The sequence below is a fragment of the Thainema salinarum CENA647 genome, from assembly GCF_057732415.1.
Genome location: NZ_JBYJZJ010000022.1, coordinates 4,126,211 through 4,152,612 on the forward strand (window position 1 = coordinate 4,126,211; position 26,402 = coordinate 4,152,612).

A 26,402-nucleotide genomic window follows, 5' to 3' on the forward strand; every position below is an offset into this window, starting at 1 on the left:
TTTTCAGCAGACTTGATCCTGGAGGTTCAACGATTCTTCCCTGATTTAGAGGTTTTTTCATGGCGCTTCAGTCAGCGAGTCAGCTTGTACGGTCGGCATGGAGCAAACTGAAGCAAACTGTCTTTCCTCGCAATGCGTTAGGAATTCAGGGCGTTTTAGTAGCCGCGATTCTGATTACGGGTGGAACATGGGCCGTTCGCTACTGGGATGGACTACAGGCATTAGAACTCAAAGTTTACGATCGATTTATGCGGGTGCGATCGCAACTGGAGCCCGACCCCCGCATCTTAATCGTCGGGATTACAGAAGTTGATCTGCGACGATTCCAGCGCTCAACCCTTTCGGATAAAGATCTAGCCCAAGTTCTTCAGCTCATTCAGCGGCAGCAGCCTGCCGTGATTGGCTTAGACCTCTACCGCGATGTGCCTCAACATGTTGGTTTATCGGAACTCCGACCTCAATTGCAGGCCGAGAACCTGATTGCGATTACGCTGATCGGTGACGATGAAAATACAAGCGTGCCGCCACCGCCCAATGTGCCCGAGGAGCGGGTAGGGTTCAATGATTTAATCAATGATTCAGATGGGGTTGTGCGACGCAATTTGCTGTTTGGTGCAACGCCGGATGGTACAGTTTATTACTCATTTAGTCTGAGAGTTGCGATCGCATATTTAGCTCAGCAAAACATCCTACCCAAGCCCAGTGACCAGAATCCAGAATATCTCCAGCTTGGAGCAGCCACGTTTGAACCGCTGAAGCAGAATTCCGGCGCGTATAAAACGGTGGATGACGCTGGCTATCAGATTTTACTCAACTATCGAGCCGATACCGCACCTGCTCGCATTGTGTCGGTATCCGATATTCTGACTCGCAAGGTGCCTCCGGAATGGATCGCAGACCAAATTGTACTGATTGGCACAGTTGCACCCAGCAGCAAAGACCTCTTCTTCACACCCTATTCCGCTGGTAATTCAGTGGAATCCAAAATGGCCGGTATCAACGTCCATGCCCAAATGGTAAGCCAGTTCTTGGATGCGGCTACGGGTGAGCGTAATCTGTTTACATACTGGCCAGAATGGGCAGAGTTCGGCTGGATGCTGGCCTGGGCTCTGCTGGGCGGTACAGTCGCTTGGCAAATTCGCCATACGCTGGTGCTGATTGGCGTGGCGGCAGTGACAGCGGGTGGGCTAGTTCTAGTTAGTTACGGCATTTTTCAGCAGGGCGTCTGGATTCCGGTTGTGGCTCCTCTGATTGCAATGGGGGCAACCGAAGCGGCAATGGTCACCTATCGGGCACAACAAGCCCAGCGACAGCAGCAGATGGTGATGACGCTACTGGGCCAAAATACCTCACCGGAAATTGCTCGCGCCCTGTGGGAAAATCGCGAAAACCTGGTTTCGGCGGGTAAATTACCCGGGCAAAAGTTAACGGCCACTCTGCTGTTTTCTGACCTGAAAAATTTCAGTACGATGGCTGAACAGATGCCGCCCGAACAGCTGCTGCTCATCCTCAATCAGTACCTGGGCGAAATGACGGAGGTAGTGCAATCCAACAACGGCATTATCAATAAGTTTACGGGGGATGGTTTACTGGCCGTTTTTGGCGTGCCCATTGAGCGGATGCAGAAAGAAGAAGTCGCGACCGATGCCCATAATGCTGTCGTGAGTGCTTTAAAGATGGGCGAACGGCTGCAAACGCTGAATCAAATTTGGCGATCGCAGAATTTACCGGAACTGCAGATGCGAGTTGGCATTTTTACGGGGCCAATCGTAGCGGGCAGTTTGGGCGGCAAAGACCGCATGGAATATGGCGTGATTGGCGACAGCGTCAATGTAGCTTCACGGCTTGAGAGCTGCGAGAAACATCGACATAAAGGCGTCTGCCGCATTTTGATTACCAATCACACCTTGGATTTACTCAATGCCGCTCAGTTTGTAGTCGAAGCTTGGGGCTTAATCGAATTGAAGGGACGACAGCAGCCAGTTCAGGTTTATCAGGTTCTGGATTACGCACCCTATCCCCACTGCCCTCTAGAAGAAACAGCCGATCAGAGTTTACCTGCACAGGATTTAACTGAAACACCCAGCGCGGCTGGATCAGCATTGACCACCTATGACGCTTGCGATCCAGAAGTCATGTAGAGCTCGAGGTGGAGTCGTCAGCAACGCCCTTGTAGTGCAATAGGTTCTGTCGCTTGCGGCGAGCAATCGCCTGCAGGTCAACGCCGCGATCGGTTTCATCGACAATTTCATCCGTCAGTACTTCCAGCACGTCTTCCAGCGTTACAACGCCTGATACGCCGCCATATTCGTCAAGTACAATCGCTAAGTGCTCCCGGTTGGACTGAAAGGTTTTCAGCAGCCGATCGGCTCGAATCGTTTCGGGCACAAAGCGAGCCGGACGAGCCAAATCGGTAATCAGCTGCTGGCCGTCCTGCTCAATTAGCGCGGTCAGTAAATCATCTTTCAGCGCCACACCGCGCACCTGATCAATGGATTGGTCAATCACCACGATGCGGCTATGTTGTGAAGCAATAATCTCAGCCTGAGCCTCCAACAAGCTAATGTCGCCACGCAGATAGGTGAGAACGACCCGTGGCGTCATCAAATCAGCGGCAGTCACATCATTCAGGTGAAAAATCCGCTGAATCATCTCCGCTTCGTCTTCTTCGATGATGCCTTCTTGGCGGCCCAATTTGGCGAGAAATCGAATTTCGGCTTCGTTGGTAATCGGCATCTTTTGACCGTGAGTGAACGGCGACATGATGTTTTCAATCAGCCAAACGATAGGGCCAAACACTAAGCTCAAGGTTTGCAGCGGTTGAGCCGCTACCAGAGCAATGACTTCCGCATTTTGTTCTCCCAGTGTTTTCGGCAGGATCTCGCCCAGGATAATAATCAAAAATGTGAAAACACCAGAAACAACCCCTAACCAAGCATCTCCCAGGACTGAGGCTGTCACCTGCCCCACAATAATACTGCCGATGATGTTGAAAATATTGTTGAGGATAACAATCGTGGCAATGGGGCGGTTAATATTCTCGCGGATCTTCAAAAGCGAGATCGCAGTTCGCTGTCCCGATTGAGCCAGTTGACGCACCCGCAGAACGGGCACCGACAAAATAGCGGTTTCAGTACCCGAACAAATGGCTGATCCCAAAATAACGACTAGAATGACGAAAACAATTTGCAGCATGAACGATATTAACGACCCATAGAATCCCCTTTGACCATCACAGCAGAACTGCTTCCGGTTTGCCTGAATCGTTCACGTATTGTCACCTGTTGCCTACTCGTCAAGCCAGTCGTCCCAGTCTTCTTCATTTGCTAGATTATCGATGTCGTAGCGGAGTTCTTGCAGGGCTTGATTTTGCGATTTGCGGGACGTGCGACGATATTTTTTAGGGGAGAGCTTTGGCTCATGCTGGAGCTGGCCGGACTGACTGTTTTTGACTTTGACCGTTGATTCTTGATCCGCTCGCTGCTCTAAACTCTGCTGATATGCGATCGCATCGTCTAAAAAAGCCAAATAGTGCTCGTAGCGCTCCCAATCGTCCGAAAGGGCACAGTTGGGTTCGTCTCGATGCAAACAATCACTAAATTGACAAGATTGATCGGTTAGCTGCTGCCGTGCTTCTGGAAAATAACTCACCAGTTCCCGTGGCATACACTGCAAATCGGGTTGATTAAATCCTGGTGTATCAGCCAGCAGTCCACCATCTGGTAGTTCAAAGAGTTCTACATGGCGCGTCGTATGGCGACCTCGTCCCAATTTGCCTGACACACGTCCCGTGCGCAGGTCGGCTTCAGGAATCAACCGATTAATTAAGCTCGACTTGCCTACTCCAGATGGCCCCGATATGACCGTCACGTGCTGCTTGAGCTGGTCAGTCAGCTGAGTGAGTCCTTCTTCTGTGCTGGCACTGACAAATAAGGGAGCATAGCCCCACTGTTCCAGCCGATTACGCCACTCCTGCCGCTGTTCGGTGGAAGCCAAATCGCACTTATTGAGGCAGATTTGCACGGTCAGCTGGGTTGTTTCCGCCTTGACGAGAAATCGGCTCAACTGCCACGGCTCCGGTGGCGGTTCATCCAAGGCAAATACCAGCAGAATTTGGTCGGCATTGGCAACTGGGGGACGATCTAGCTCTGTTGTGCGAGGATGCACAACTGCGATCGCACCTCGTTCTCCCTCCCAATCCGGCTCTTCGACAGTGACGCGGTCACCGACCATTACCTGCTGACCAATTTTCTTCAGCAGTGTCCGGCGGGTACACAGCAGCATCGTCGGTTGATCAGGAACCATAGACAAATCTGCTACTGCCGGATCTAAGCGAACCCAGTAGTAATTAGCCTGTACAGCTAAAACAGTGCCGATTAGATCCGTTGCAGCTTGCGTCGGGTCACTATCGGACGTATCGCTCGCAGGTGTGACGGGTAGAGAGGGTAAGTTGCGATCGCAATTCTGATCTCCATTATCGCCAGCATGGCCCTGACCAGCCGATGAATTGGAGTCAGCCTGCGAGTTAAACTGCGTGTAGCTCGGCATCATACCGGACAACGGACGTGCAGGACAAAGTAGCCCGTTTGCTCATCCAGGCGCTCAATACTGTAACCTTCCATCTTGAGGCTATCAGGCACCTGCTCAATTGGTTCGCCGGGATCCAGCCAGACTTCCAACAGTGAACCCGGTGACAATTGTTCTAAGCGCAGTTTGGTGCGCACAAAATTAATTGGGCAGGGTGTGCCGCGCAGATCAAGCTGATCGTCTGGAGCCTTCGCGGCAGAATTACCAGCAGAGGGTGAAATCATGATGTAAATGCAGCCTTATCCACGAAATAAATCGCCTAAAAAGCCAAGATGGCCTTTCCCCACTCGATCACCCCGCAGCTTGGCTAATTTTTCGAGCAGCTCACGTTCTTCGGATGAAATACGGTTGGGAATTTCGACGTTAACAGTGATGCGATGATCGCCTCGGCTAACCGGATTACCCAAACGAGGAACGCCTCGGTTTTCTAAGGTTAGTATCGTGCCAGGTTGGGTTCCGGATGGCACCTGGAGTTCTTCTTTGCCATCGACGGTTTCAACTTCCATCCGACAGCCTAAAATGGCCTGCAGATAACTAATATCAACCTCTGAGAGGATATCAATGCCGTCTCGCTGGAAGGTGGAATCGCTGTTAACAAATAGATAAACGTATAGATCTCCCGGTGGGCCACCCCGCTTACCCGCGTCACCTTCGCTGGCGACTCGCAAACGGGTGCCGTTGTCCACACCCGCTGGAATGGTGATTTTCAGGCGCTTCGTCCGCTGTACCTGCCCGCTACCGTGACAGGTTTCGCATTTCTCTTCAATCACCTGACCGCTACCCGTACAGGTCGGACAAACCGAAACTTGAGTAAAACTACCAAACGGCGTACGAGCGGCCCGTCTAACTTGACCAGAGCCGCCACAGGTTGTGCAGGCCCGTGGGCGAGTGCCAGGTTTTGCGCCCGAACCATCACAGGTATTACAGCTCTCCAAGTGATTAATTGGAATTTCTTTATCGCCGCCAAATACGGCTTCTTTAAAGTCAAGCTTCAGATCAAGCCGCAGATCTTCACCCCGTACTGGGCCACTGCGCCGTCGTGCTGATGTACCCGCACCTGCACTGCCACCTGCAAAACCGCTGAAGAAACTTTCAAAGATATCTGCGAAACCGCCCATGTCGCCAAAGTCGCTAAATCCAGCGCCAGCGCTAGCAGCGGAACCAACGCCTGCCTCGCCGAAGCGGTCATAGCGCGATCGCATTTCGGGTTCAGATAGGACTTCGTAGGCCCGATTAATCTCTTTAAACGTCTCCTCCGCCCCATCCTCTTTGTTGACATCTGGATGATACTTCCGAGCTAAGCGGCGATAGGCACGCTTGATTTCATCTTTGTCAGCATCCCGAGAAACGCCAAGCAGTTCGTAGTAATCACGGGCCATAGAGCAGCAGTATTAAGGGCTAGGATTTACAACAGTCAATTACAACAATGAGTCAGACAACCAATCCGGCAATTACAGATTGATTAGCCTGCTAAGAGTCTAGGATAGCGAGAATGGTGACGTTCAAGAAAGCCCCAACAGATGGTGGAAACCGAACCTCGACCTTAGTCGATGGCCTCGTAGTCGGCTGTTACCGTCGCATCATTTGAGAAATCGTAATCATCATCATCGGGATCAGGGACATCATCGGGATGAATACTATCTGATGCCACCTCGGTCGGAGCCTCTTCAAACATTTCCCCCTCGCCCATATCGCCTGCGGACTGATAAACCGATGTGCCGACTGTCATTAGAGTCTGCTGCAGTGCATTGAGGCAGGCCTGTAAATCTTCTGGCGTCACATTCCGATCTGCGATCGCAGCCCGCAGTTCCGAAACCCGCTCTGCGGCTAAAGCCTTTAGCTCATCACTAATGACATCAGCGTTATCCCGCATTGTGGTTTCGTAGCTGTAGAAGAGGTTGTCGGCCTGATTCTTCAGCTCAGCCACTCGAATTCGCCGCTGGTCTTCGTCGGCATAAACTTCAGCTTCTTGCCGCATCCGCTCAACCTCAGTCTGGCTCAGACCACCCGTATTGGTAATCCGGATGCTCTGCTCACGACCTGTTCCTTTATCACGAGCGGCAACCTGTAGAATCCCGTCCGCATCAATCTCGAATGCGACTTCGATTTGCGGGATCCCGCGTGGCGCTGGTGGAATCCCGGTCAACTGGAACTTACCGAGGCTCTTATTGTCTTTTGCCATCGCCCGCTCACCTTGCAGGACGTGAATCTCAACCGACGTTTGTCCATCCGTTGCGGTCGAAAATGTTTGCGTCTTGCTAGTGGGAATTGTAGTGTTGCGCTCAATCACCTTCGTAAAGACTTCCCCAAGGGTTTCAATGCCCAACGAGAGCGGCGTCACGTCCAGCAGCAGCAGGTCTTTGACTTCTCCACCCAAAACGCCAGCCTGGATAGCCGCACCTAATGCAACCGCTTCATCTGGATTAACGGAGCGGTCAGGCGTCTTACCGTTAAAATAGCCCGTGATCGCAGCCTGTACGGCTGGAATCCGCGTTGAACCACCAACCAAAATAATTCGATCAATGTCGTCCGTAGTTAGCTCACAGTCTTTCAGGGCTTGAGCGACAGGTTCGAGAGTGCCATCGATTAGCTCCTTAGCTAATTCCTCAAACTTGGCACGAGTCAAGTCCATTTCTAGGTGCTTTGGCCCCGTTTCATCTGCTGTGATGAAAGGAAGATTAATCGGTGTGGACACCATGCTAGATAATTCAATTTTGGCTTTTTCCGCTGCTTCACGCAGTCGCTGAAGTGCCATTTTGTCGGTCGATAAGTCAACACCTTCCTGTTCCCGAAAGGCATCGATCATCCAGCGAACAATAACGTTGTCGAAATCATCTCCACCCAAGTGGTTGTTACCAGCCGTGGCCTTAACCTCGAAAACCCCGTCTCCTAGTTGCAGCACAGATACGTCAAACGTACCACCACCCAAGTCAAACACAAGGACGGTTTGGTCTTGATCCTGCTTATCTAGACCGTAGGAGAGCGCTGCGGCTGTAGGCTCGTTGATAATCCGTAGTACTTCTAAACCCGCAATCGTTCCAGCATCTTTGGTGGCCTGTCGTTGGGCATCAGTAAAATAAGCTGGCACTGTAATTACAGCTTGAGTAGCGGTTTCTCCCAAATAACTTTCAGCATCCTGCTTCAATTTCTGCAGGATCATAGAAGAAATTTCTTGAGGAGTATAAGTTTGTCCCCGCACCTGCACATCAACGGTTTGATCTCGGCCCGTTACACAGGTGTAAGAAACGCGTGCGCGCTCTGCCTCAGTATCGTCCCACCGTCGGCCAATAAAGCGTTTAATACTGAACACAGTATTTTCTGCATTGGTAACGGCTTGCCGCTTTGCTAGCTGGCCAACGAGCCGCTCTCCAGATTTACCAAAACCGACAATACTGGGAGTTGTGCGTCCCCCTTCTGTATTTGAAATGACAACAGGTTGGCCTCCTTCGAGGACGGCGACACAGCTGTTAGTGGTTCCGAGGTCGATACCAATGACTTTTCCCATAATTCAGGGGGTGAATAGCGACAGAGCTAGGATTAGTAATCACGTTGAGAATAACTCAACTTTCTTAGGATGGACGTGTTGAGGCCAAGGATTAACATCAGTCAACACAAAACATCCAAGTTTTTTTTCAAACAACTACCAAACAACCGTAGTTTGGTGTGAATTACAGGTATCAATGAACTGCCATTTAGGAGCTACATTGATACCTTAATGAGTGCGATCGCAGTTATTTTTTATTATTCACAAGGGAATTCATAAATACCGGATTGCACAGCAGCATTTCTGCTACTACTTTTTTAGATGGCTAACTGTACTGAAGTTAGCCAAATTTGACTGGCCAGCTAGTATAAGTTAGCCAAAAGGATACACCTTATTCAGCGGCTGGTTCAGTTTCTGTTCCAGCTTCAGCTGAATTCGGTTCCATGTCTGGGTCAGGTGCAGCAGCGACCTTCACCATCGCATGCCGCAACACGCGGTCTCCAAGTAGATAACCACGCATTAATTCTTCCATCACAACGCCTTCTTCATACTCCGACGTCGGTTGGCGCATGACAGCCTCGTGAAGGTTAGGATCAAATTCTTGTCCTTCTGCCCGCATCGGGGCCACACCAATTCGCTTGAGACAATCTACTAGCTGTTTGTAGACACTCTGATAACTCTTGTGGATGGTCATTTCCCCTTCCGTCTCGGGCTTAATCTGCGATCGCGCCCGCTCAAAGTTGTCCACAACTGGCAACAGCTCCTTAATAGTGGAGCATTTAGCTTGAGTTTCCAGGCTTTGTCGCTCCCCTTGAGTGCGCCGCCGGAAATTTTCGAAGTCGGCAGCGATGCGCATATATTGCTGCGTTCGGTCTTCTAACTGGGCCTTGAGCGACTCAATTTCTTGAGATAAACCTGCGATCGCAGCCATACTTTCTGCATCTTGGGTCGCCGTTCCTTCCGAATCAGCGGGTGCGGCTTCCTCTGCCATATCGTCTGTCAATTCTTCGACCGCAGATCGATCGACAGCAGCGGCATCTCCCTCCACAGCAGATTGATGAGCCTCTACTGGAGTAACGCCCTCGTCCCCCATTGCTGCATCCAAATTGTCCTCTTGGGCATTGTCTAGCCGAATTTCTTCATCCATCATCGTTAACTACTAACCTAATCGCGATTTACTGAGAATGTAAGTCGATCGCTGAACTCTGACGTTCTGTTCTTTGTCATTATATTTTGCCCATGTTAAGACACATCACCTGGACACCCCAACCCAATGTCTAAATTAATGCCCGATCAGCAAATTAAAGAGGTCTGGAGAGCTGTACTAATCCTGAAGCTGCTTACCCAAACGAGCTGTGCTTTTACAACGACATGTACGACACGCTCTTTGGAAAGATGATTCTGGAGTTTTCAAACCAGATGCTGAAAGGCCAGCTAGGCTTTCAACAGTTTGCCCAAATTTCATATATGTTTTACCTCTAAATATAGATTTTCTCTACTTGTTGAGAAGAACTGGTTGAGGAGACTGTTCATTTACACCTTGACATTGCGTCAAGGTGCGTCACACTGAGGGCGCGAGAACCGCTTACTGCTGCATTTGCAAGATTTATTTATAAAGCTTAACCATGATCGTTCACAGAGTCATCTCAGATCTACGCCATCCTTGTCGGAGGTTAGCCAGCTTCATCTGACCCATCCAAGCCAAATTTTGCCTGATTTTGCTCTATGTCAACGTATGAAATTGCGAAAGTGTGGGAATACTGGAATTGTCCTATGAGATCTAAGCGATTATGCTCAGAGCCATCTCCGGATAAACATACGAAAGTTTACTAACGCCATCTCGTTTAAGTAACGATAGACTAGGCTTATTTCATTACATTGGCGTTGTCATTCATCAACACGGTCTAAATGCTCCCTATTTCATACAGAATCCACTGGTTACAACCTTCGGTTTTTAAGCTAGGCATAGCGTAGTTGAGAAATCATTCTGGTACTCTGTAGCCGGATTCAGTATCGCAGGGAATTTTGGGAATATAACTGTAATCAGGATCTTTCGCACTAGCTATGGCTAATTCCTCCTCGTCGCGGCGTGCTCTAGTTGTACAAAACAACCTATCTCCCTTTGGCAATCAACTAGTTCAATCTGGGTTCGTTGATAGCGAGCAGATGCAACAAGCCCTCGTTGAAAGTCGGCGTTCGGGACGATCCTTGACGGATGTTCTGGAATCAATGACAGGCAAGCAGCTGCCACCAGATTTAATTCGTCAGTACAAAAAACAATACCTTTTTGAACTAAAAATCTTATACGGGATTGAATCTCTCGATCCGGAACTGAGCGATTTTCCTGATGTACAAATTGGCCAACTCATTGACGAGCTAATTCCAGTTGATATTTGCCGCCGCTATAAGCTGATTCCACTATCACAGCAAGAGGATCCACCCTCTGTACTGGTAGCTATGGTGAATCCTGAGAACTTAGATGCTCAAGACGACCTGAATCGGATTTTGCGCCCGAAGTCTCTCAAGTTGCAGCGCATGGTAATCACGACAGAAGACTTTCAAAGCCTGCTGTCCCGCTACTTGGATGAGCGAATTGAGCGCGAGAAACAGGACGAGTTTCGGAAGGCAACCGATGTTCAATCCGACATTGCCGGATTGGATAATCTAGATGACCTTGAAGATGCGGTAGACGAAGAGGCCGACCTCGGAGCAGCGCTGCAAGACGCAGAGGCGGCACCTGTCATTGCTTTGGTGAATAAAATTCTTGTGAAAGCGCTCCAGGAAGGCGTTTCTGATATTCACGTTGAGCCACAAGAAGAATCCCTGCGAATTCGCTTCCGGAAAGATGGCGTTCTACGGCAGGCATTCGATCCGCTGCCCAAAAAGATTGTGTCTGCGGTCACGGCTCGTTTCAAGATTATTTCGAACCTTGACATTGCTGAGCGTCGCGCACCCCAGGATGGCCGGATTCGTCGAATGTACCAAGGCCGCAAGGTCGATTTCCGGGTCAACACTCTTCCTTGTAACTATGGGGAAAAGGTTGTACTACGGATTCTAGATAACTCTTCAACTCAACTGGGACTGGATAAGCTAATCACCGACCCAGAAACGCTGAAGATTGTGCAGGACATGGCATCTCGTCCCTTTGGTTTGATCCTGGTTACAGGTCCAACGGGTTCAGGTAAAACGACAACCCTGTATTCTGTTCTGGCCGAACGGAATGATCCAGGCGTCAATATCAGTACGGCAGAAGATCCGATTGAATATACGCTGCCCGGTTTAACACAGGTGCAAGTCATTCGTGAAAAGGGCATGGATTTTGCGTCCATCCTACGGGCGTTTTTGCGACAAGACCCGGATGTCATTCTGGTGGGTGAGACACGAGATAAGGAAACGGCCAAAACGGCAATTGAGGCTGCACTAACGGGACACCTTGTATTAACAACCTTACACACGAATGATGCCCCAAGTGCGATCGCACGTTTAGAGGAGATGGGCGTTGAATCATTTATGGTTTCCAGTTCTCTACTGGGCGTCCTAGCACAGCGTCTTGTCCGTCGCGTCTGTCAAGACTGCCGTATTCCCTATAATCCTGAACGAGAAGAATTGGCTCGATTTGGTTTGTCAACCTCTGCTCATGCCGATATTACTCTGTACCGAGCAAACAGCCTCCAGCCAGAAGAAATTCAAGCGGCCCGGAAAGACAATACACTTTGTAAAACCTGCAACGGTGTTGGCTACAAAGGTCGCTGTGGTGTCTACGAGGTAATGCGAGTCACAGAGAATATTCAGGCTCTGATTACAGAAGGTGCTCCGACAGAACGGATTAAGGAAGTAGCAGTCGAGGAGGGAATGAAAACTTTGCTCGCTTATAGCCTAGATCTCGTTTCTCAAGGACTAACCACATTAGATGAAGTTGAGCGGGTTACCTTCACCGATTCGGGCTTAGAAGCAGAATTGAAAGCCAAACGAAAAACTTCACTGACCTGCCGAGTGTGTGGAGCAGGACTCGAACCCGAATGGCTTGATTGTCCATACTGCACAACACCGCGATTCCAAGATTGAGAATAAAAGCCGTGCAAGCTGATCACAAATGATCTATTTTGTTTGGATCTAGGGCATCCTTGCACCAAACCCACCGTTGAAACTGGTAAACCGATTGGCAATTTCTATTGCCGAGCAGTTTGTATCGTTGTAGCAAAATCTCAGGATGAGGTACCTTCATGGAACTAATGATTGAAGACCTAATGGAAGAGGTCGTTGAGCGGGGTGGTTCTGACCTGCATTTATCTGCGGGCTTACCTCCCTACATCCGCATTAGCGGCAAGCTAACCCCCACCGAGCATGAACCGATGTCTGCGGAACAGTGCCAACGGCTTATCTTCAGCATGCTCAACAATACACAACGTAAGACGCTTGAACAAACCTGGGAACTTGACTGTTCTTATGGCGTTCGAGGGCTTGCTCGCTTCCGGGTCAACGTGTACAAAGATCGGGGAACCTATGCAGCTTGTTTGAGAGCACTGAGTTCTAAAATTCCTACTATGGAAGTGCTCGGCCTACCCAATATCGTGCGCGAGCTATCGGAAAAGCCTCGGGGTTTAATTTTGGTAACTGGTCCGACCGGATCAGGTAAGTCTACTACTCTGGCTTCCATGATCAACAACATCAACCTGACTCGGCCAGAGCACATTTTGACTGTTGAAGACCCAATTGAATTTGTATATGAACCCATTAAAAGCTTGATTCACCAGCGCCAAGTGGGCGAAGATACCAAGAGTTTTGCCAACGCGCTGAGAGCTGCTCTACGGGAAGATCCCGATGTCATCCTGGTCGGTGAGATGCGGGACTTAGAAACGATCTCGCTTGCGATCTCCGCTGCTGAAACTGGTCACTTGGTTTTTGGCACCTTACACACCAGCTCCGCATCCCAGACCGTTGACCGGATGGTAGACGTATTTCCGCCCGATCAGCAGCAACAGGTTCGAGTTCAGGTCTCCAACTCCCTCGTTGCTGTACTGAGCCAAACCCTAGTATCCAAAAAGAATCCGAAACCCGGTGAATTTGGACGGGTGATGGCGCAAGAAATTATGGTTGTCACGCCCGCTATTTCTAACCTGATTCGTGAGGGTAAAACTGCCCAAATTTATTCTGCAATTCAGACAGGTGGTAAGTTGTCGATGCAGACACTAGAAAAAGTGTTGGCCGACTACTGTAAACAGGGTGTGATCTCATTTGAAGATGCAATGTCAAAAACCTCCCGACCTGACGAACTGCAGAGACTGATCGGCGGTGCTGTGACAACTAATGCAGGAGCAGGGGCTGCACGCCACTAATCTGCCTACTGGCCAGTTACTGGCGATCAAATAGGCAATCGAGATGTATTCGATATTGTCGTGAAATACCAACGGTAGCCAGCAGGTATTCAGTAAAGCTCAGCTCGAAAATGACTACTTGCTGGTTCCGTTTTCCAAATAGTTGAAAACATGATGTTGAAGTACTAGATATCATTACACTAAGAATCAGATTTTGATTCTTATCGGGAACTTGGCCTTCTCAGCCCTCCTGGTTTTCAAGTTAGATTGATGCTGTCTGGTAACTTATAACAATTTCTATCCTTAAGTGAGAGAAATTTTTAATCGCATAAATCCTTACAGGACAAAGCCATGCCTACCTATGTTGCAACTGCCCGCGATGCAGCTGGAAATTCTAAAAAGCAAAAAATCAAAGCGGACTCACCCAACGCTGCTCGTACCGCCCTACGAGAACAGGGTTTGTTCGTTCAGGACATCAAGGAAGATCAAGGCTTAAGTATTGATCTCAGCGATCTGTTAACCAGCGTATCTGTGAAAGATAAGGCGATTTTTTCACGTCAGTTTGCTGCACTGGTTAATGCTGGTGTAGCTTTGGTTAGGGGACTGGGCATTTTGTCAGAGCAGTGTCCAAACCCCAAGCTGAAGAAAGCACTACAAGCGGTCGGTGCCGAGGTACAGCAGGGCACCAATCTTTCAGATGCAATGAGTAAACATCCTCATTGTTTTGATGATTTATACGTAGCGATGATTCAAGCTGGTGAGGTTGGTGGTGTACTGGATGAAGTGCTAAACCGCTTATCTAAACTGCTGGAAGATGTCGCCCGGTTACAAAACCAAATTAAGTCAGCGATGGCTTATCCGGTCACAGTAGGATTTTTGGCAGTCGTCATCTTTGTGGCAATGACGGTGTTCCTCTTGCCTATCTTTGCTGGCATTTTTGAGGAGTTGGGCACGACGCTGCCGCTCTTCACGCGCATCATGTTGGGCATTAGTAAAGTTCTAAGAACGCCTCAATACATTGTGGGCATTATTGTCATTATCGCGGGATTGAGCTTTGCTTATCGGCAATACTATAAAACTCGTGCTGGCCGTGAAGTAATTGATCGGTTGTCTCTTAAAATGCCCTTGTTCGGTGATTTGATTCAGAAAACGGCTACTGCTAGATTTTGTCGGACATTTGGTTCCTTATCTCGCTCTGGAGTTCCTATTCTGACCTCTTTAGAAATCACCCGTGATACGGCAGGAAATCAGATTATTTCAAATGCGATCGATCATGCGCGGGAAGAGGTGCAAAGCGGTGGCATGATGAGTCTGGCGCTACAGCGAGAACAGGTTTTTCCAATCATGGCGATTCAGATGATCAGCATTGGCGAAGAAACTGGTGAAATTGACCAGATGCTGATGAAGGTGGCTGACTTTTATGAAGATGAAATTGAACAGGCCGTCAAGGCACTAACGAGTATGTTGGAGCCAATTATGATTGTGCTGTTGGGTGGTATGGTCGGCGCAATTTTGCTGTCGATGTATCTCCCGATGTTTGCAGTCTTCGATCAACTTGGATAAGGCTGAATCTACAGCTTAGAGTTTGGATTACGGATTTTGGCTAATTAGGAAAAGTAGAAGCAATATACCTGTCTCACCTACATTAGCCAAGATCCAAGCAAAGTCTAGATGGTTGATGCGATCGATAGAAAGACTATGGTTGTTTATCAAGTTCACTATGAAGAGTTGCTAGCGGAGTATAGCAACTATGACGGTGCGATCGCACTTTTGAAGCAGTATCGTCCCTACCTGGAAACCATTCCGAGTATGCGGCGACCCGATGAAAGCGTTATCACCATTCCGCTACCGAATATTCGAGTCCGACAAACCATCTCAAAACCCCATAGTGATCTCAAGGTGGCCGCAGGTGAAGTGATTCCGTTGCCCTGCGACGTCGTGATTCTCATGTGCGATCCAGAATGGAAAATCAAAACGGGTGTTGAGATTCCCATCTATATTCATCGACCTCAAGAAGATTTTTCGGCGTTGTTGACGCGCTGGCGACACACTCAGGTGCTACTGAGCCAAGAATATGAGTGGCTCATGCCAATGCGCCATAAACATTTGTTGAGCGAAGGGGCTGATAAAGTACTACCCCTATTTGTAGTATTTCCGGAAACACCAGATCGAATTTTGCGGGGACTGCGAGGAGCCGGTTTACCGTTTGTTGTCTCACAATCACCCGCCATTCAGGAAAATTTTGCCGGAGCGGATGATGAGTCTGCCTCATCCCGTGAGTCCCAGGATCAACCGCAGGACTAGGCAAGTAGCAGTTAACTTATTAAGTATAGTGATTCCAGTTAAGAGTGAGAGAACGAGAGAGGAGAGTGCCTCATCCTGAGGCACTCTCCTCTCTCGTTCTTATCTAGAATCCCTATAACTACTTTTGCGTGGGCTGACAAGGATATTCAGAAACAATGAGCATAGTTTGTTTTAAGCAACTTGCCCACCGCTCGGCCATCAAAGCCTATCGGTGTCAAATGTAGTAACATCCAGTCTATCGGTATCTAATCCAGCCCTAACCTTCGAGCCGTCAATATTCAGCATATTCCAGGGTAAGTGAGGGCCGAGCTGTGCTGCTGTGCTGGTGCTGCCTGGGAATAGCGTGGGCTGTTGCGATCGCAAAATTGTTTGCTGTAGGGTAGCGACTTGATGCCAAGCACCTAGCGCTTCTAAGTGAATTGCAGAGGCCAACTGGCGGAGCGGTGTGTTGGTGCCGCCCTCTGGACGCGCTGTCACCCGTAGCCACTGCGACAAGCCAGGGGGAAGTTCTTCGTTCAGCCGCAGGGGCAAACCTTCAGTTGCAAATGACTGGGCGTATTGAGCCGTCAGGAAAGGCTGATAGCGATCCGCTTGCGGCGTTTTTTGCATGATGAAGGCCAAGCTAATTCCGCGTACAAACTGACGCAGTGCATCAGTCTCATAACCTGGGCGCTCTCGAATCAGCGGATTTTCCGTCAGAGCCGGATTCAGATAGGCCGGATCGCCCACGCTGAGATGGGTGCCACGCACGGCAGTAATGAGGTATTTTTCACTGTGCAGTTGCTCAAATGGCCAAAGCTGCTGAGAAATGGCGGGTGTAACCGGATCTTCAGTCCCGCTCAGCATCAGGGTTGGAACGCGTACTCCCTGTAGGCCGTGCTGACCAAATAGTTGACCAATGATTGGATTAAATAGCATCACTTGCCGAATCCGATGATCGGCCAGTGATTGACGAGGTCTATTCAAGTCGGTGGCAGCGCACTGGAGCCAATCAGCTGGAGACAAGTCAACTGATCGCTGATTCTGGCAAAAATCCTGTAGCTCAGGCAATGAGAGTCGTGCGCCTGCCAAAACTAGCGCTGTATAGCCGCCCATTGAGTGGCCAATAATACTGACCTCATTGGTGTTGAGTCGTCCTTTGAGGACGTGGGAATACTGATTGAGCCATTCAAGATGGTCGAGTACAAAGGAAACATCCTGAGGCCGATCAATAAACTCAGTGGCGGGTAAAATGCGGCTGGCTTCGCTTTGATCCGGCACATCCCCGTCAGATGTCTCACGAAACAGCGTTGTTAAGGCGGCAACATTACTGCCGGGATGCTCAATGGAGGCAACAACAAAGCCATAAGAAGCTAAATGTTCAGCCAGATAGGTTAAGAATTTGCGATCAGCTCCAAATCCGTGGGAAATGACAATCAGCGGCCCGTGCGAGTAGCGCTTGCTCCAGTACAGCTCGACGGGAATCAAGCGATCGCGTTCTGTATCGCGGAGTAGCAGCCCTCGGTGACGAGTGGAAAACGGGCCGACCTGAGTTGGATCAACGGTTGAAGGTAAAGCAGATTCCTCCTCATCGGTGGCAACATAAAGCTGCTGCGCCAGAACTGCCCCCATAGACTGGCTTTGTAAATAGGAAAAATTGATCTGTGAGGCAAACATGGTGGCTGCCAGGGCATCAATCGTCACGGTTTCCTGCGGCAGAGCCTTTAACATCCCTAATAAACTCAGCTTTTGATCCCGTTGAGCCGCTACGGTGAGCGCTGATCGTAGTTCTGGAATCGAAACATCTGGAGTTATTTCTCCGAGGGATTCGATCAGCCTCACGCCACTGCGAGTTTGCAATAAATCCTTAACGACTTTGTTGCCAAGATCCGGGTTGACTGCAAGCTGGTCAGACAAAATGCGCTGCACGTTGGGCGTGAGCAACGGATGGTAAAGCGATAAGCTGTCGGGTGGCTCACCAGTTTTAGCAAAGGCTTCTAAATCTGCGATCGCAACGGATTGCTTGACGGGACCAACTTGAATAATCAATCGCTCTGCGGCGCGGGTGCGGAGTTGACTTCCTGCCAGCAGTAAACCGCTCATACATAAAATTGAGCCAATCTGCCGAAGTCGCCGCTTTAACAGGGCAGGCCGATTGCGGACACTGGGTGTCAACAAATTGATCGATAAACTCAGCATTCTCAAATGGCTCAATGACAGAGATAGAGATATGTTGTTTTCCAACGTATCCAAACAGCCAACGTATCCAAACAGTAAGTAAGTTGGCATAAGTAAATGCAAAAGCTAAAAACCGGGGGAGAGCCCCTCCGGAGGGACTCTCCCCCGGTTTTTAGTATGCGTTCATTTACATACAGCTACATTACCTAAACAGTAACGGACAGATATAGACCCGTTATGTTCCTCTCAACGTACCCAAAATTGACTTTTCACACTGCATCATCAACAACTGGCTTTACGAAGTTTGACAAAATGTGGTCAGCTCAACCAGCTTAAATTGAACAGTACGATCATGATGCAGTGCAAGCTGGCAGTGTAAGCCCTGCCTCATGAGTTCGTGTTGGCAGGGAATATAAGCAGCGCCATTTGTTCAGTGTAGTTTAATCAATCTTTTGGCCTATTCACTCTATCTATAGATCCTTAATTTCTACAGATACCTAAGATACTGATCAGACACTCAAATACATTACAAATTCGTTACGCTGCTTATGCCCCACATTACGATTTACGGAACTCCGGTTAGCACCTACGTTCGCACGACGCGCATGCTGCTCGAATCAGCAGGCGTTGACTATGACTTGCAGGATGTTGGCATTTTTAACAGCGAGAATCAGTCATCGGATTACTTGGCTAAGAATCCATTCGGTAAAGTGCCCACACTAGAGGTAGACGGCACCCTGATGTATGAAACCAGTGCCATTACGGACTACGTCAACACCACACTCGCCAATGGCAAATATAGCCCCACTGATCCGCTGCTGCGGGCGCGGATGCTCCAAATTATGAGCATTGTTGATAACTATCTCTATCCGGCTGTAATTGGCAAAATTGTAATTCAGCGGCTGATTGTGCCCAGCCAGGGTGGACAAACTGATGAGCAGATCGTAAAAAGTGCGATCGCACCTGCCCACACCGCCATCGCCGCCATTGAAGCCCTGATTGCAGATGCGCCCTATCTGCTGGGTAGCGAATTGAGTCTTGCCGACCTGTATGTGATTCCGGTGCTGCTCTACCTGGCTCAAACGCCAGAGTTTCAGCCCGTGATGAGCGAGTCGCCCAAACTGCTCGACTGGTGGCAAAAAGCCAGTCAACTACCCGTTGTGCAAACGGTTTGCCAGTAGCCTGCCGTAACACAATGCAGATATTTTCGCCAGTAGAGAATTCCATCAGAGGACAGACCCTCATTTAGTTTACACATTGTTACAATGCGGTTAATGCTTCAGTTTGTATGTGCTGCGCCGAGCGAAAGCCTCTTACGCTGCATGTTCCAACTGAATGGCATGACCACTCCAAGGGAAAGTCAATCGTCCTGTTGATCGTGATCCATTCTGCGATCGCGCCAGTATCAAGTCCGTGTAGAAGAACCCAATTTACTTGTTTTTTGTGAAAGCTTGTAAGTAATTGGCTTTCAACCGGACTTTGGATAACTAGACATTTCAGTATTTACCTAGATATTGAGCGATTGCCTTTTCCGTTGAACGATAAGGAATCACATGAACGGTTTAAGATTCGGCAATTTATTTGGCATTCCGTTTTACATCAATCCCTCTTGGTTTTTAGTCCTCGCGCTTGTGACCTGGGATTATGGTGGCGGACTGGCTCAGCAGTTCCCCACGCTAACGGGTGCGGCTCCCTGGTTATTAGGTTTAGGCGCGGCGCTGCTGCTGTTTGCGTCCGTGCTGGCTCATGAACTGGGTCACAGCTTCGTGGCCATTCGTCAGGGCATCAACGTAAAGTCCATCACCCTATTCATCTTTGGTGGACTGGCTAGCCTGGAACGAGAATCAGACAGTCCGGCGGAAGCATTTTGGGTTGCGATCGCAGGCCCACTAGTTAGCTTCATGCTGTTTTTCCTCTTCATGACGATCGGCATCTTGGCTCCGGTTTCTGGGCCAATTGCAGCGATTGTGAACCTGCTGGCCTACATCAACCTGGCAATTGGTTTGTTTAACCTGATTCCCGGTTTGCCCTTGGACGGCGGCAACGTCCTGAAGTCCCTGGTCTGGAAGATTACGGGTAATTCCTATAAAGGAATCACCTTCGCTGGTCGAGTTGGCCAATTCATCGGCTGGAGTGCCATCGGCCTCAGCATACTGTCCTTCTTCGGCCTCAGCCCTATCGGTAGTGTCTGGACTCTGTTGATCGGTTGGTTCTTGCTACAAAATGCTGGGTTTGCAGCACAGTCAGCGCAATTTCAAGAGCGCTTGGACGGCTTGACCGCTGGCGATGTGGTTGAACCCGATAGCCCAGTAATCGCGGCTAATGCATCCCTACGCCAGTTTGCCGACGAGTCAATCTTGAATCAAAATAGCGGTTGGCAGCGGTTCTTGGTCACGGATGACGATCAGCAGCTCATGGGTACGGCCTCCATTGAAGATTTGAAGCAGATTCCAATTGACCAGTGGGAAACGCAGACAGTGCGCGATATTGCTAAGCGGACTGAATCTGAGTTAACCATTCAATCGAATCGCCCTCTGCTGGACGTGATTCAACTTCTGGAAGAAAAGCGCTTATCCGCTCTCACCGTCATCACTGAAAACGGTAACGTTGTTGGACTGCTTGAGAAAAGTGCCATTATCGATCGCTTACGCAATCCCAATCAGCTTAAATCTGCGTAGAGTAAGGCTCGTGAAGTAACGCTTGATGCGTGAGGAAAGAGGCGTAAAACTGGCCTTCCTTAATCAGCACAGTCAGGCAGCACAGTTAAAGCCAGAAAGCGCTCCCGTGGGAGCGCTTTCTGGCTTTTGGTGCAAGATTAGATCACAAGAACGAATTGGCCTAACCTTTGTGCTTACCGTTGCCGCGTTTGCCTTTATTTTTATGTTTTGCTCCTGGCTTTGTTCCGGGCGGCGTCCGGTGATCGCCAAAATACTTCTCACTGCGGTAGCGCAGCCAAACTTTTAGCACCTCCGGAATCTGCTGCTTTTGCTCCTTTGTCAGTTGGTTATACAGCTCTAGTGCCTTTTCTCGTTCACCGCGACAGGCGCGGTTATTGTGAGCATCCCAATAGGAGCGTGCCACTCGAATTCGCCGACAAACTTCTTTGATGAGGGCATCGCCTTCGAGGGGTTGATCGGGATTTTGCTTGGCCATATTACTTCGCTTGGGCAATGAAGGTGCGGTGGCGGGGGCTGTTGAATGTGACGGTCGGTGTTGCAAATCCCGCTGATTCAATCGCCTGGGCTAGATCGAGCGCAAAATACTGATCTAGATAGGGTTCGGTGCTTTTGAGCAGCGTGAAGACAAAGGGCGGAATGGTTTTCAAAAATTCCGATTGGGGATTCATATCCATAATAGCTACGTGACCACCAGGACGTACCAGGCGACGAGCTTCTTGCAAAATTGCGATCGCAGCCGACTGGGGCAGTTCATGGAACATCAGGCAGGCGGATACTAAGTCAAATGAGCCGCTGGATAACGGTGTATCTTCAGCGGCGGCATGTACCCACCGCATGGACTGGTAGTGCGCTGTCTGCTGAGCTTTATACTGCGCGACGGTGACAAAGTAGGGCGACAGATCCACACCCGTCAGTTGCGCGTTGGGAAACGTATCTTGCAGCGTAAACGTGCTCAAACCCACGCCGCAGCCCAAGTCCGCAATCGTCTCGGGCGCAGTCGGCAGTTGTGCCGTCAGGACATCATGGTAGCTCTGCCGCAGGCGGGCATCGCCTTGTGCGCCCGATTCCGGCCAGATACGGGCGTGAACTGCACGGGCTGCCACATCTAGCTCCATGGCAGGTGTCCAGCCCAGATTGCCCTCGTCGTAGGCGTGAAAACTGGTGGTGTAATAGTCGGGATAGGCCAAATTGGGATCGGTCATCGCGGCCAAATCCTGCTCCCAAGCGGCATCAAATTCGGCTCCCGACTGGCGCGATCGCAGATCGTGGACTTCCTGTCGCCACTGCACCCCAATGGTTTCGGCTCGCTTGACCATCATGGAGCGGGCACGGGTCTTGGCTAACTGCGCCAGCGGCTTGACCGCTAGGACGCCATTCACCACGCCGTTCATCACTTGAGACGTAGCCGCTGATAGGGGGGAGACAGTCGCAGACATAGGACGCTATAAGATGATGTAAAACAAGAATGAATTAACTGTCCATATTTACCTAAATCAAATCCTGGCACAAGCGGTTGAGCGGGAATTTCAGGCAAATTTTGGTTAAGGTGCGGATATTGCGATCGCAGGTCGGTCAGAACCGAACCTGACAGTATCAGTCCCTTTGATATCGTTAAGACTAGAATCGTTAAGACTAGATAAATATCTAAAGTTAAAAATAGTTGATCGTCTGAGCTACGCTACACCAATGTACGTATAACAGTCCCAGGACGATCTGATTAGAATCTTAATTTACGTAAAACGCCCGGTTTCTCTGCAAGCCTCAGGGCAGATTAGATCAGACGTATCGAACGAACAAGTTCAAGCAGGAGGCAATTTGGATGGCAGCAACTGATTTCAAAGACTATTACGCCATTCTGGGAGTAGACAAAAGCTCAAATGCTGACGAAATTAAGCGAGCCTATCGCAAATTGGCCCGTAAATATCATCCTGACTTGAATCCTGGCGATAAAGCAGCCGAGGCTCGTTTTAAAGAAGTCAATGAAGCCTACGAGGTGCTGTCTGATCCCGATAAGCGGAAAAAGTATGACCAGTTTGGTCAATATTGGAAGCAAGCCGGACAGGCGGGTGGCTGGGCAGGTGGCGCACCCGGCGGCGTGGGTGGCTTTGACTTCAGCAACTACGGCAGCTTTGACGAGTTTATTAACGAACTGCTGGGGCGCTTCTCCACGGGTGGCGCAGCTGGAGGCCGAAGCCGCACCTATGGCTATGGTGGCTCGCCACGGGGCGCAGGTGGTTTTAGTGGCTTTGATGATTTCGCTACGGGGTTTGGTGGCCGGGGAGGCTCAACCGCTGGTGCCAGCTTAGACCAGGAAGCGTCTATTTCCCTGACCTTTAGCGAAGCCTTCCACGGTGCCCAAAAGCGACTCAATTTGGGGACTGAGGTGATTGACGTACGGATTCCCGCCGGAGCAAGAAATGGCAGTCGGATTCGGGTGCGGGGCAAAGGTGTGGCCGATCCAATGGGATCGAATAAGCGGGGCGATTTGTACCTGAATGTGCAGCTCCAGCCCCATACGTTCTTCAAGCTGGATGGCGATAATCTGACCTGCGAAGTGCCGATTGCACCGGATGAAGCTGCGTTAGGTGGCTCAATTGATGTACCGACACCGGATGGTTCTGTCACCATGACGATTCCGGCTGGTATCCGCTCTGGTCAGTCGCTCCGACTGCGGGGCAAAGGCTGGCCAAACCGCAAAGGCGGACGTGGCGATCAGCTTGTGCGGGTGCAAATTGTACCACCGAAGACTCTCAGCGAGGTTGAGCGCGAGTGCTACGAAAAAATTCGCGACAGCCGCACAATGAATCCCCGCAGCAGCATCGCCAATATTCATCTGTAGAGTCTTAAAGTTTGTCAACCTGTGGCTCTATCCTAAAGTTTTTGCCTATAGAGAGAGGAGCTTTCCCTATTCTGCTCCCTTCTCACCGTGGAAAAACGAAGAGATGTTCTGATCAAAAAAGGCCCTTCTGTGTCAACTCGCTGACCAGAAGGGCTTCAGTTATCAGTAGAGAACTTGTCAGATGAAAGTAGTCAAAGAAGGATTGCTTCTGGGACTAGCTTGAAAGCAAACTACAGCGTTGCGTGGCTAACTTGGCTAGATAGGGTATACAGTGCCATCCAAGTTTGAGGGCCAACAATGCCATCGACAACGAGGCGATATTCGCCTTGGAACACTTTGACCGCGGCTTCCGTTTTGGGGCCAAAAATGCCATCAATTGGGCCAGCATGATACAGCGGATAGATCAGATTGTCGAAGCCAGAGAATACTCGCTGCAGGCGCTCAACATGCTCATTGCGGCTACCTGAACGCAGAACTGGCATATCAACTGGATAGCCTGCGTCTAAAGATTTCCAGGTTTTGGGGCCAACAATACCATCTTCTGCCAGAAACAGACGGTACTGCATTACTTTGACTGCGAACTCAGTTTGAGGGCCAAAGATGCCATCAACTTGAAGCTGGATGGGGCCACGCTGATTGAGTAAGTGCTGTAAATCTTTTACAACTGCACCTTGAGAACCGCGCTGTACAGTGGGACGTTGGATGTTGATATTGGTTTGCATCAGAAACTCCTTACAGGATGTGAGTCGATAGGGGTAATCGATAATTACGAATGGACTCGAAGTGAACTTGATGGAACGCTTGAATCCGTTCTAATAAAAATATCAATTCGCTCCTAGGAGATTTCGGCAGACCCTATGACCCAAACCGGGGCATTTAGGCGCAAAAGCAGTTTTCAAAGATTAAGAGAAAACCCCAGAATCTTGAAAGGGCTGATATTGCGAGCCTTTCAAAAGGATTTTGGGGGTTTCAGAACAGTTGCTGGATGGCTTAGCTCAGCCGCTGGAGGATATCGGGATTTTTCAGATCCGCTAGCGTTGCGCTACCAGTGCAGAACATAGCTGTCGAGATTTCGGCGACCAATAGCTCAGCTAAATCATAAACTGCCGCTTCTGAATCCGATGCGGCCTGCAAAAATGGCCAAGCCAGTCCCGCTAGATCTGCCCCCAGCGCAATGGTTTTCGCTACATCTAAACCTGTCCGCAGTCCACCGGAAGCGATTAGGGGGATTTCAGGTGCGATCGCACGTACCGAAGTAATACAATCAGCAGTCGGCAAGCCCCAATCGGCAAAGGTATTGCCCAAGCGGCGCTGCTTGAAGTCCTGCGCTCGCTCACTTTCGACCCGTGCCCAGGAGGTGCCGCCCGCGCCCGCCACGTCAATGGCGCTGATGCCGCAGTCAATCAGCCGCTGCGCCATTTTAGCCGAGATGCCGTTACCGACTTCTTTGGCGATGACTGGGACAGGCAACTGCTGACAGAGAGTTTCAATTTTTGCCAGCAGTCCCTTGAAATTCGTATCGCCCCGCGTCTGGACGCACTCTTGCAGCGGATTCAGGTGCAGAATCAGCGCATCGGCTTCCAGCCAGTCCACCACCTGCTGGCACTGTTCTAAGCCGTAGCTGTAGTTCAACTGCACCGCGCCGAGGTTGGCAAAAATTAGCGCATCGGGTGCGATCGCACGAATAGAAAAGGTCGATTGCAGCTCTGGATTTTCTACAGCCACCCGCTGCGAGCCGACGCCCATTGCTAAGCGATACTGCTGCGCCACTTCGGCCAGTCGAGTGTTAATCAGCTTGGCCTGCTCGGTGCCGCCCGTCATGGAGGAGATCAGCAGCGGCGCACCTAGAGATTTGCCGAGGAACGTTGTACTCAGCACCAAATCCTGATAGTCCAATTCGGGCAGGCAGCAGTGGACAAACCGATAGCGGTCGAGACCATTGCCTGTGCGATGAAACTGCACGTCTTCGTCAAGACAAATCCGCAGATGATCGGCCTTGCGAACCTGAGTTTCATGAGCGGTTTCGGGGGCTGCGTGAGCGGTATCTGGCGTACCTTGAGCGGGAGCGGAATGGGTGGAAGAAGATGGAGTCACGGATCGAAGTCGTTGTTCTACCTTGCGAAGATCCAGTTTCCCACGCATCGGTTCTGGAATGGCTTTTGGTAAATATTTTGTTGTTCTAGAGGTTGAGGGAAGGCTGTAGAGGGCTGTAGAGGCTGTAAAGGATTAGTGGGGGATGTGGGAAGTCTAGTTTTATATTGCGATCTGGATCTGCGATCGCACTTACGGAGGCGGATGACGATCTAGCAGTTTTTCCTCTGTGCGAATGGCTAGCATTGTAGGCCGATTCAAATCGAGAGCTTGTATAGTTGCTCGACCTACGGACGTTAAGCCGACAACGTACACATCATCCCAAACAAAATGTTCCTGCCAAACCTGTTGGCGAGGATTAAAGATTAAGACAATTTCACCCGTCTCAATATCTTCAAGCTCTTGTCGTGCTCCTTTACGTAGCGAACAAGACACACAAGCAAGAGCCAGATTTTCAGCGATTGTTTTACCAGAAGCCGCGACTGGTACAACATGATCAATGTGAAATGTGGCAACCTGCCCAACTTGAGAAATGCCACAGTACTCACAGCGGTTATTGGCTCGTTCAATGACAAGCCGACGCAAAGCAGCGGGAATGGTCGGCATTATGAGCGCTTCGTAACACGTGTAGACCGTAAGCGGAGTAGAGATAAGAACTCTGCTAATTCAACTAGTCCTTCTGCCTCTTGACGCTCCGCATGAGACAGTACATGGCCTTCGTCTTGCCGATCTAGCAGGAATTGCAGACGATCTTGAACGGCTTGTGGAAGCTGGAACTGAGTGAGTTCAACTGGAATTTCGACCACTTCAGACATAGAAAGTTGAAAGTTGATGATTGTAGATTCAGTCTAAACCGATCAGCCAAAGTTTAGGTTGATTCAATCAGAAAAACTCGCGATCGCACCTCACCCCTCCTCAACTTGAGATTGCACTTCTCAATTCTCTCA

The 26,402-nt window shown here is 49.9% G+C and carries 21 protein-coding genes; 8 read left to right on the forward strand and 13 right to left on the reverse strand.

Translation table 11 applies throughout. The features are described 5' to 3' along the window. The first annotated feature begins 59 nt into the window (after window positions 1-59). A complete protein-coding gene (locus AC286M_RS24905) occupies window positions 60-2,141 on the forward strand; it encodes a CHASE2 domain-containing protein (protein ID WP_488206938.1) in 2,082 nt (693 codons plus the stop codon). On the opposite strand, the gene AC286M_RS24910 is transcribed toward AC286M_RS24905, so the two are convergent. The 6 genes from AC286M_RS24910 to grpE all read right to left on the reverse strand — a co-directional run bounded on the left by AC286M_RS24910 (window position 2,134) and on the right by grpE (window position 9,221). After that, complete coding sequence (locus AC286M_RS24910) at window positions 2,134-3,195, reverse strand: hemolysin family protein (RefSeq protein WP_488206939.1); 1,062 nt, start codon at window positions 3,193-3,195, stop codon at window positions 2,134-2,136. The two genes, AC286M_RS24905 and AC286M_RS24910, sit on opposite strands and share 8 nt — an antisense overlap. Before the next feature lie 93 nt (window positions 3,196-3,288). Continuing rightward, a complete protein-coding gene (gene rsgA / locus AC286M_RS24915; RefSeq protein WP_488206940.1) occupies window positions 3,289-4,551 on the reverse strand; it encodes a small ribosomal subunit biogenesis GTPase RsgA in 1,263 nt (420 codons plus the stop codon). Next, window positions 4,548-4,811 carry a sulfurtransferase TusA family protein gene (locus tag AC286M_RS24920; RefSeq protein ID WP_488206941.1) on the reverse strand — a complete coding sequence of 88 codons (264 nt, stop codon included), beginning with the start codon at window positions 4,809-4,811 and terminating at the stop codon, window positions 4,548-4,550. Before AC286M_RS24920 ends, rsgA begins: the two co-directional genes overlap by 4 nt. Window positions 4,812-4,826: 15 nt before the next feature. Then, the gene (gene dnaJ / locus AC286M_RS24925; RefSeq protein WP_488206942.1) at window positions 4,827-5,966 is read right to left on the reverse strand and encodes a molecular chaperone DnaJ; all 1,140 of its coding nucleotides are present in this window, start codon (window positions 5,964-5,966) and stop codon (window positions 4,827-4,829) included. Window positions 5,967-6,130: 164 nt separating this feature from the next. Beyond that, window positions 6,131-8,092: a molecular chaperone DnaK gene (gene dnaK / locus AC286M_RS24930; protein ID WP_488206943.1), complete on the reverse strand. Its 1,962-nt coding sequence runs from the start codon at window positions 8,090-8,092 to the stop codon at window positions 6,131-6,133. 370 nt (window positions 8,093-8,462) lie between these two features. After that, the gene (gene grpE, locus AC286M_RS24935) at window positions 8,463-9,221 is read right to left on the reverse strand and encodes a nucleotide exchange factor GrpE (protein WP_488206944.1); all 759 of its coding nucleotides are present in this window, start codon (window positions 9,219-9,221) and stop codon (window positions 8,463-8,465) included. 914 nt (window positions 9,222-10,135) lie between these two features. On the opposite strand from grpE, the gene AC286M_RS24940 reads away from it, so the two are divergent. From AC286M_RS24940 to AC286M_RS24955, 4 genes are all read left to right on the forward strand, one after another. Further along, window positions 10,136-12,136: a GspE/PulE family protein gene (locus AC286M_RS24940; protein WP_488206945.1), complete on the forward strand. Its 2,001-nt coding sequence runs from the start codon at window positions 10,136-10,138 to the stop codon at window positions 12,134-12,136. A gap of 158 nt (window positions 12,137-12,294) precedes the next feature. Beyond that, the gene (locus AC286M_RS24945) at window positions 12,295-13,407 is read left to right on the forward strand and encodes a type IV pilus twitching motility protein PilT (RefSeq protein WP_488206946.1); all 1,113 of its coding nucleotides are present in this window, start codon (window positions 12,295-12,297) and stop codon (window positions 13,405-13,407) included. Between the two features lie 330 nt (window positions 13,408-13,737). Further along, entirely contained in the window at window positions 13,738-14,949 is a 1,212-nt protein-coding gene (locus AC286M_RS24950) for a type II secretion system F family protein (RefSeq protein WP_488206947.1), read from the forward strand. A 135-nt stretch (window positions 14,950-15,084) separates the two neighbouring features. Beyond that, the gene (locus tag AC286M_RS24955; protein ID WP_488206948.1) at window positions 15,085-15,690 is read left to right on the forward strand and encodes a hypothetical protein; all 606 of its coding nucleotides are present in this window, start codon (window positions 15,085-15,087) and stop codon (window positions 15,688-15,690) included. A 198-nt stretch (window positions 15,691-15,888) separates the two neighbouring features. On the opposite strand, the gene AC286M_RS24960 is transcribed toward AC286M_RS24955, so the two are convergent. Beyond that, the gene (locus AC286M_RS24960; RefSeq protein WP_488206949.1) at window positions 15,889-17,868 is read right to left on the reverse strand and encodes an alpha/beta hydrolase; all 1,980 of its coding nucleotides are present in this window, start codon (window positions 17,866-17,868) and stop codon (window positions 15,889-15,891) included. Between the two features lie 527 nt (window positions 17,869-18,395). On the opposite strand from AC286M_RS24960, the gene AC286M_RS24965 reads away from it, so the two are divergent. Then, a complete protein-coding gene (locus AC286M_RS24965) occupies window positions 18,396-19,028 on the forward strand; it encodes a glutathione S-transferase family protein (protein WP_488206950.1) in 633 nt (210 codons plus the stop codon). A 372-nt stretch (window positions 19,029-19,400) separates the two neighbouring features. After that, on the forward strand, window positions 19,401-20,525 hold the full coding sequence (locus AC286M_RS24970) for a site-2 protease family protein (protein ID WP_488206951.1): 1,125 nt from the start codon (window positions 19,401-19,403) through the stop codon (window positions 20,523-20,525). A gap of 160 nt (window positions 20,526-20,685) precedes the next feature. Here AC286M_RS24970 and AC286M_RS24975 read toward each other — a convergent pair whose 3' ends face one another. Both AC286M_RS24975 and AC286M_RS24980 read right to left on the reverse strand, forming a co-directional pair. Then, complete coding sequence (locus tag AC286M_RS24975; RefSeq protein WP_488206952.1) at window positions 20,686-21,000, reverse strand: Precorrin-3B methylase; 315 nt, start codon at window positions 20,998-21,000, stop codon at window positions 20,686-20,688. 1 nt (window position 21,001) lies between these two features. Beyond that, window positions 21,002-21,961: a class I SAM-dependent methyltransferase gene (locus tag AC286M_RS24980; RefSeq protein ID WP_488206953.1), complete on the reverse strand. Its 960-nt coding sequence runs from the start codon at window positions 21,959-21,961 to the stop codon at window positions 21,002-21,004. A 383-nt stretch (window positions 21,962-22,344) separates the two neighbouring features. On the opposite strand from AC286M_RS24980, the gene AC286M_RS24985 reads away from it, so the two are divergent. Next, complete coding sequence (locus AC286M_RS24985; RefSeq protein ID WP_488206954.1) at window positions 22,345-23,364, forward strand: DnaJ C-terminal domain-containing protein; 1,020 nt, start codon at window positions 22,345-22,347, stop codon at window positions 23,362-23,364. 230 nt (window positions 23,365-23,594) lie between these two features. On the opposite strand, the gene AC286M_RS24990 is transcribed toward AC286M_RS24985, so the two are convergent. The 4 genes from AC286M_RS24990 to AC286M_RS25005 form a co-directional block, all read right to left on the reverse strand. Further along, window positions 23,595-24,086, reverse strand: a complete 492-nt coding sequence (locus tag AC286M_RS24990) for a peptidoglycan-binding domain-containing protein (protein ID WP_488206955.1) — start codon at window positions 24,084-24,086, stop codon at window positions 23,595-23,597. A 268-nt stretch (window positions 24,087-24,354) separates the two neighbouring features. Beyond that, window positions 24,355-25,458, reverse strand: coding sequence for a type 2 isopentenyl-diphosphate Delta-isomerase (fni, locus tag AC286M_RS24995; RefSeq protein WP_488206956.1), 1,104 nt, complete (start codon window positions 25,456-25,458; stop codon window positions 24,355-24,357). A gap of 189 nt (window positions 25,459-25,647) precedes the next feature. Beyond that, on the reverse strand, window positions 25,648-26,061 hold the full coding sequence (locus tag AC286M_RS25000; RefSeq protein ID WP_488206957.1) for an HNH endonuclease: 414 nt from the start codon (window positions 26,059-26,061) through the stop codon (window positions 25,648-25,650). Continuing rightward, the gene (locus AC286M_RS25005) at window positions 26,061-26,270 is read right to left on the reverse strand and encodes a hypothetical protein (protein WP_488206958.1); all 210 of its coding nucleotides are present in this window, start codon (window positions 26,268-26,270) and stop codon (window positions 26,061-26,063) included. Before AC286M_RS25005 ends, AC286M_RS25000 begins: the two co-directional genes overlap by 1 nt. Window positions 26,271-26,402: the final 132 nt, after the last annotated feature.

Excerpts from the sequence above, each read along its gene's own strand:
- AC286M_RS24905 (WP_488206938.1), top strand. The coding sequence starts at position 60 with ATGGCGCTTCAGTCAGCGAGTCAGCTTGTACGGTCGGCATGGAGCAAA.
- AC286M_RS24910 (WP_488206939.1), bottom strand. The coding sequence starts at position 3,195 with ATGCTGCAAATTGTTTTCGTCATTCTAGTCGTTATTTTGGGATCAGCC.
- rsgA (WP_488206940.1), bottom strand. The coding sequence starts at position 4,551 with ATGATGCCGAGCTACACGCAGTTTAACTCGCAGGCTGACTCCAATTCA.
- AC286M_RS24920 (WP_488206941.1), bottom strand. The coding sequence starts at position 4,811 with ATGATTTCACCCTCTGCTGGTAATTCTGCCGCGAAGGCTCCAGACGAT.
- dnaJ (WP_488206942.1), bottom strand. The coding sequence starts at position 5,966 with ATGGCCCGTGATTACTACGAACTGCTTGGCGTTTCTCGGGATGCTGAC.
- dnaK (WP_488206943.1), bottom strand. The coding sequence starts at position 8,092 with ATGGGAAAAGTCATTGGTATCGACCTCGGAACCACTAACAGCTGTGTC.
- grpE (WP_488206944.1), bottom strand. The coding sequence starts at position 9,221 with ATGATGGATGAAGAAATTCGGCTAGACAATGCCCAAGAGGACAATTTG.
- AC286M_RS24940 (WP_488206945.1), top strand. The coding sequence starts at position 10,136 with ATGGCTAATTCCTCCTCGTCGCGGCGTGCTCTAGTTGTACAAAACAAC.
- AC286M_RS24945 (WP_488206946.1), top strand. The coding sequence starts at position 12,295 with ATGGAACTAATGATTGAAGACCTAATGGAAGAGGTCGTTGAGCGGGGT.
- AC286M_RS24950 (WP_488206947.1), top strand. The coding sequence starts at position 13,738 with ATGCCTACCTATGTTGCAACTGCCCGCGATGCAGCTGGAAATTCTAAA.
- AC286M_RS24955 (WP_488206948.1), top strand. The coding sequence starts at position 15,085 with ATGGTTGTTTATCAAGTTCACTATGAAGAGTTGCTAGCGGAGTATAGC.
- AC286M_RS24960 (WP_488206949.1), bottom strand. The coding sequence starts at position 17,868 with ATGCTGAGTTTATCGATCAATTTGTTGACACCCAGTGTCCGCAATCGG.
- AC286M_RS24965 (WP_488206950.1), top strand. The coding sequence starts at position 18,396 with ATGCCCCACATTACGATTTACGGAACTCCGGTTAGCACCTACGTTCGC.
- AC286M_RS24970 (WP_488206951.1), top strand. The coding sequence starts at position 19,401 with ATGAACGGTTTAAGATTCGGCAATTTATTTGGCATTCCGTTTTACATC.
- AC286M_RS24975 (WP_488206952.1), bottom strand. The coding sequence starts at position 21,000 with ATGGCCAAGCAAAATCCCGATCAACCCCTCGAAGGCGATGCCCTCATC.
- AC286M_RS24980 (WP_488206953.1), bottom strand. The coding sequence starts at position 21,961 with ATGTCTGCGACTGTCTCCCCCCTATCAGCGGCTACGTCTCAAGTGATG.
- AC286M_RS24985 (WP_488206954.1), top strand. The coding sequence starts at position 22,345 with ATGGCAGCAACTGATTTCAAAGACTATTACGCCATTCTGGGAGTAGAC.
- AC286M_RS24990 (WP_488206955.1), bottom strand. The coding sequence starts at position 24,086 with ATGCAAACCAATATCAACATCCAACGTCCCACTGTACAGCGCGGTTCT.
- AC286M_RS25000 (WP_488206957.1), bottom strand. The coding sequence starts at position 26,061 with ATGCCGACCATTCCCGCTGCTTTGCGTCGGCTTGTCATTGAACGAGCC.
- AC286M_RS25005 (WP_488206958.1), bottom strand. The coding sequence starts at position 26,270 with ATGTCTGAAGTGGTCGAAATTCCAGTTGAACTCACTCAGTTCCAGCTT.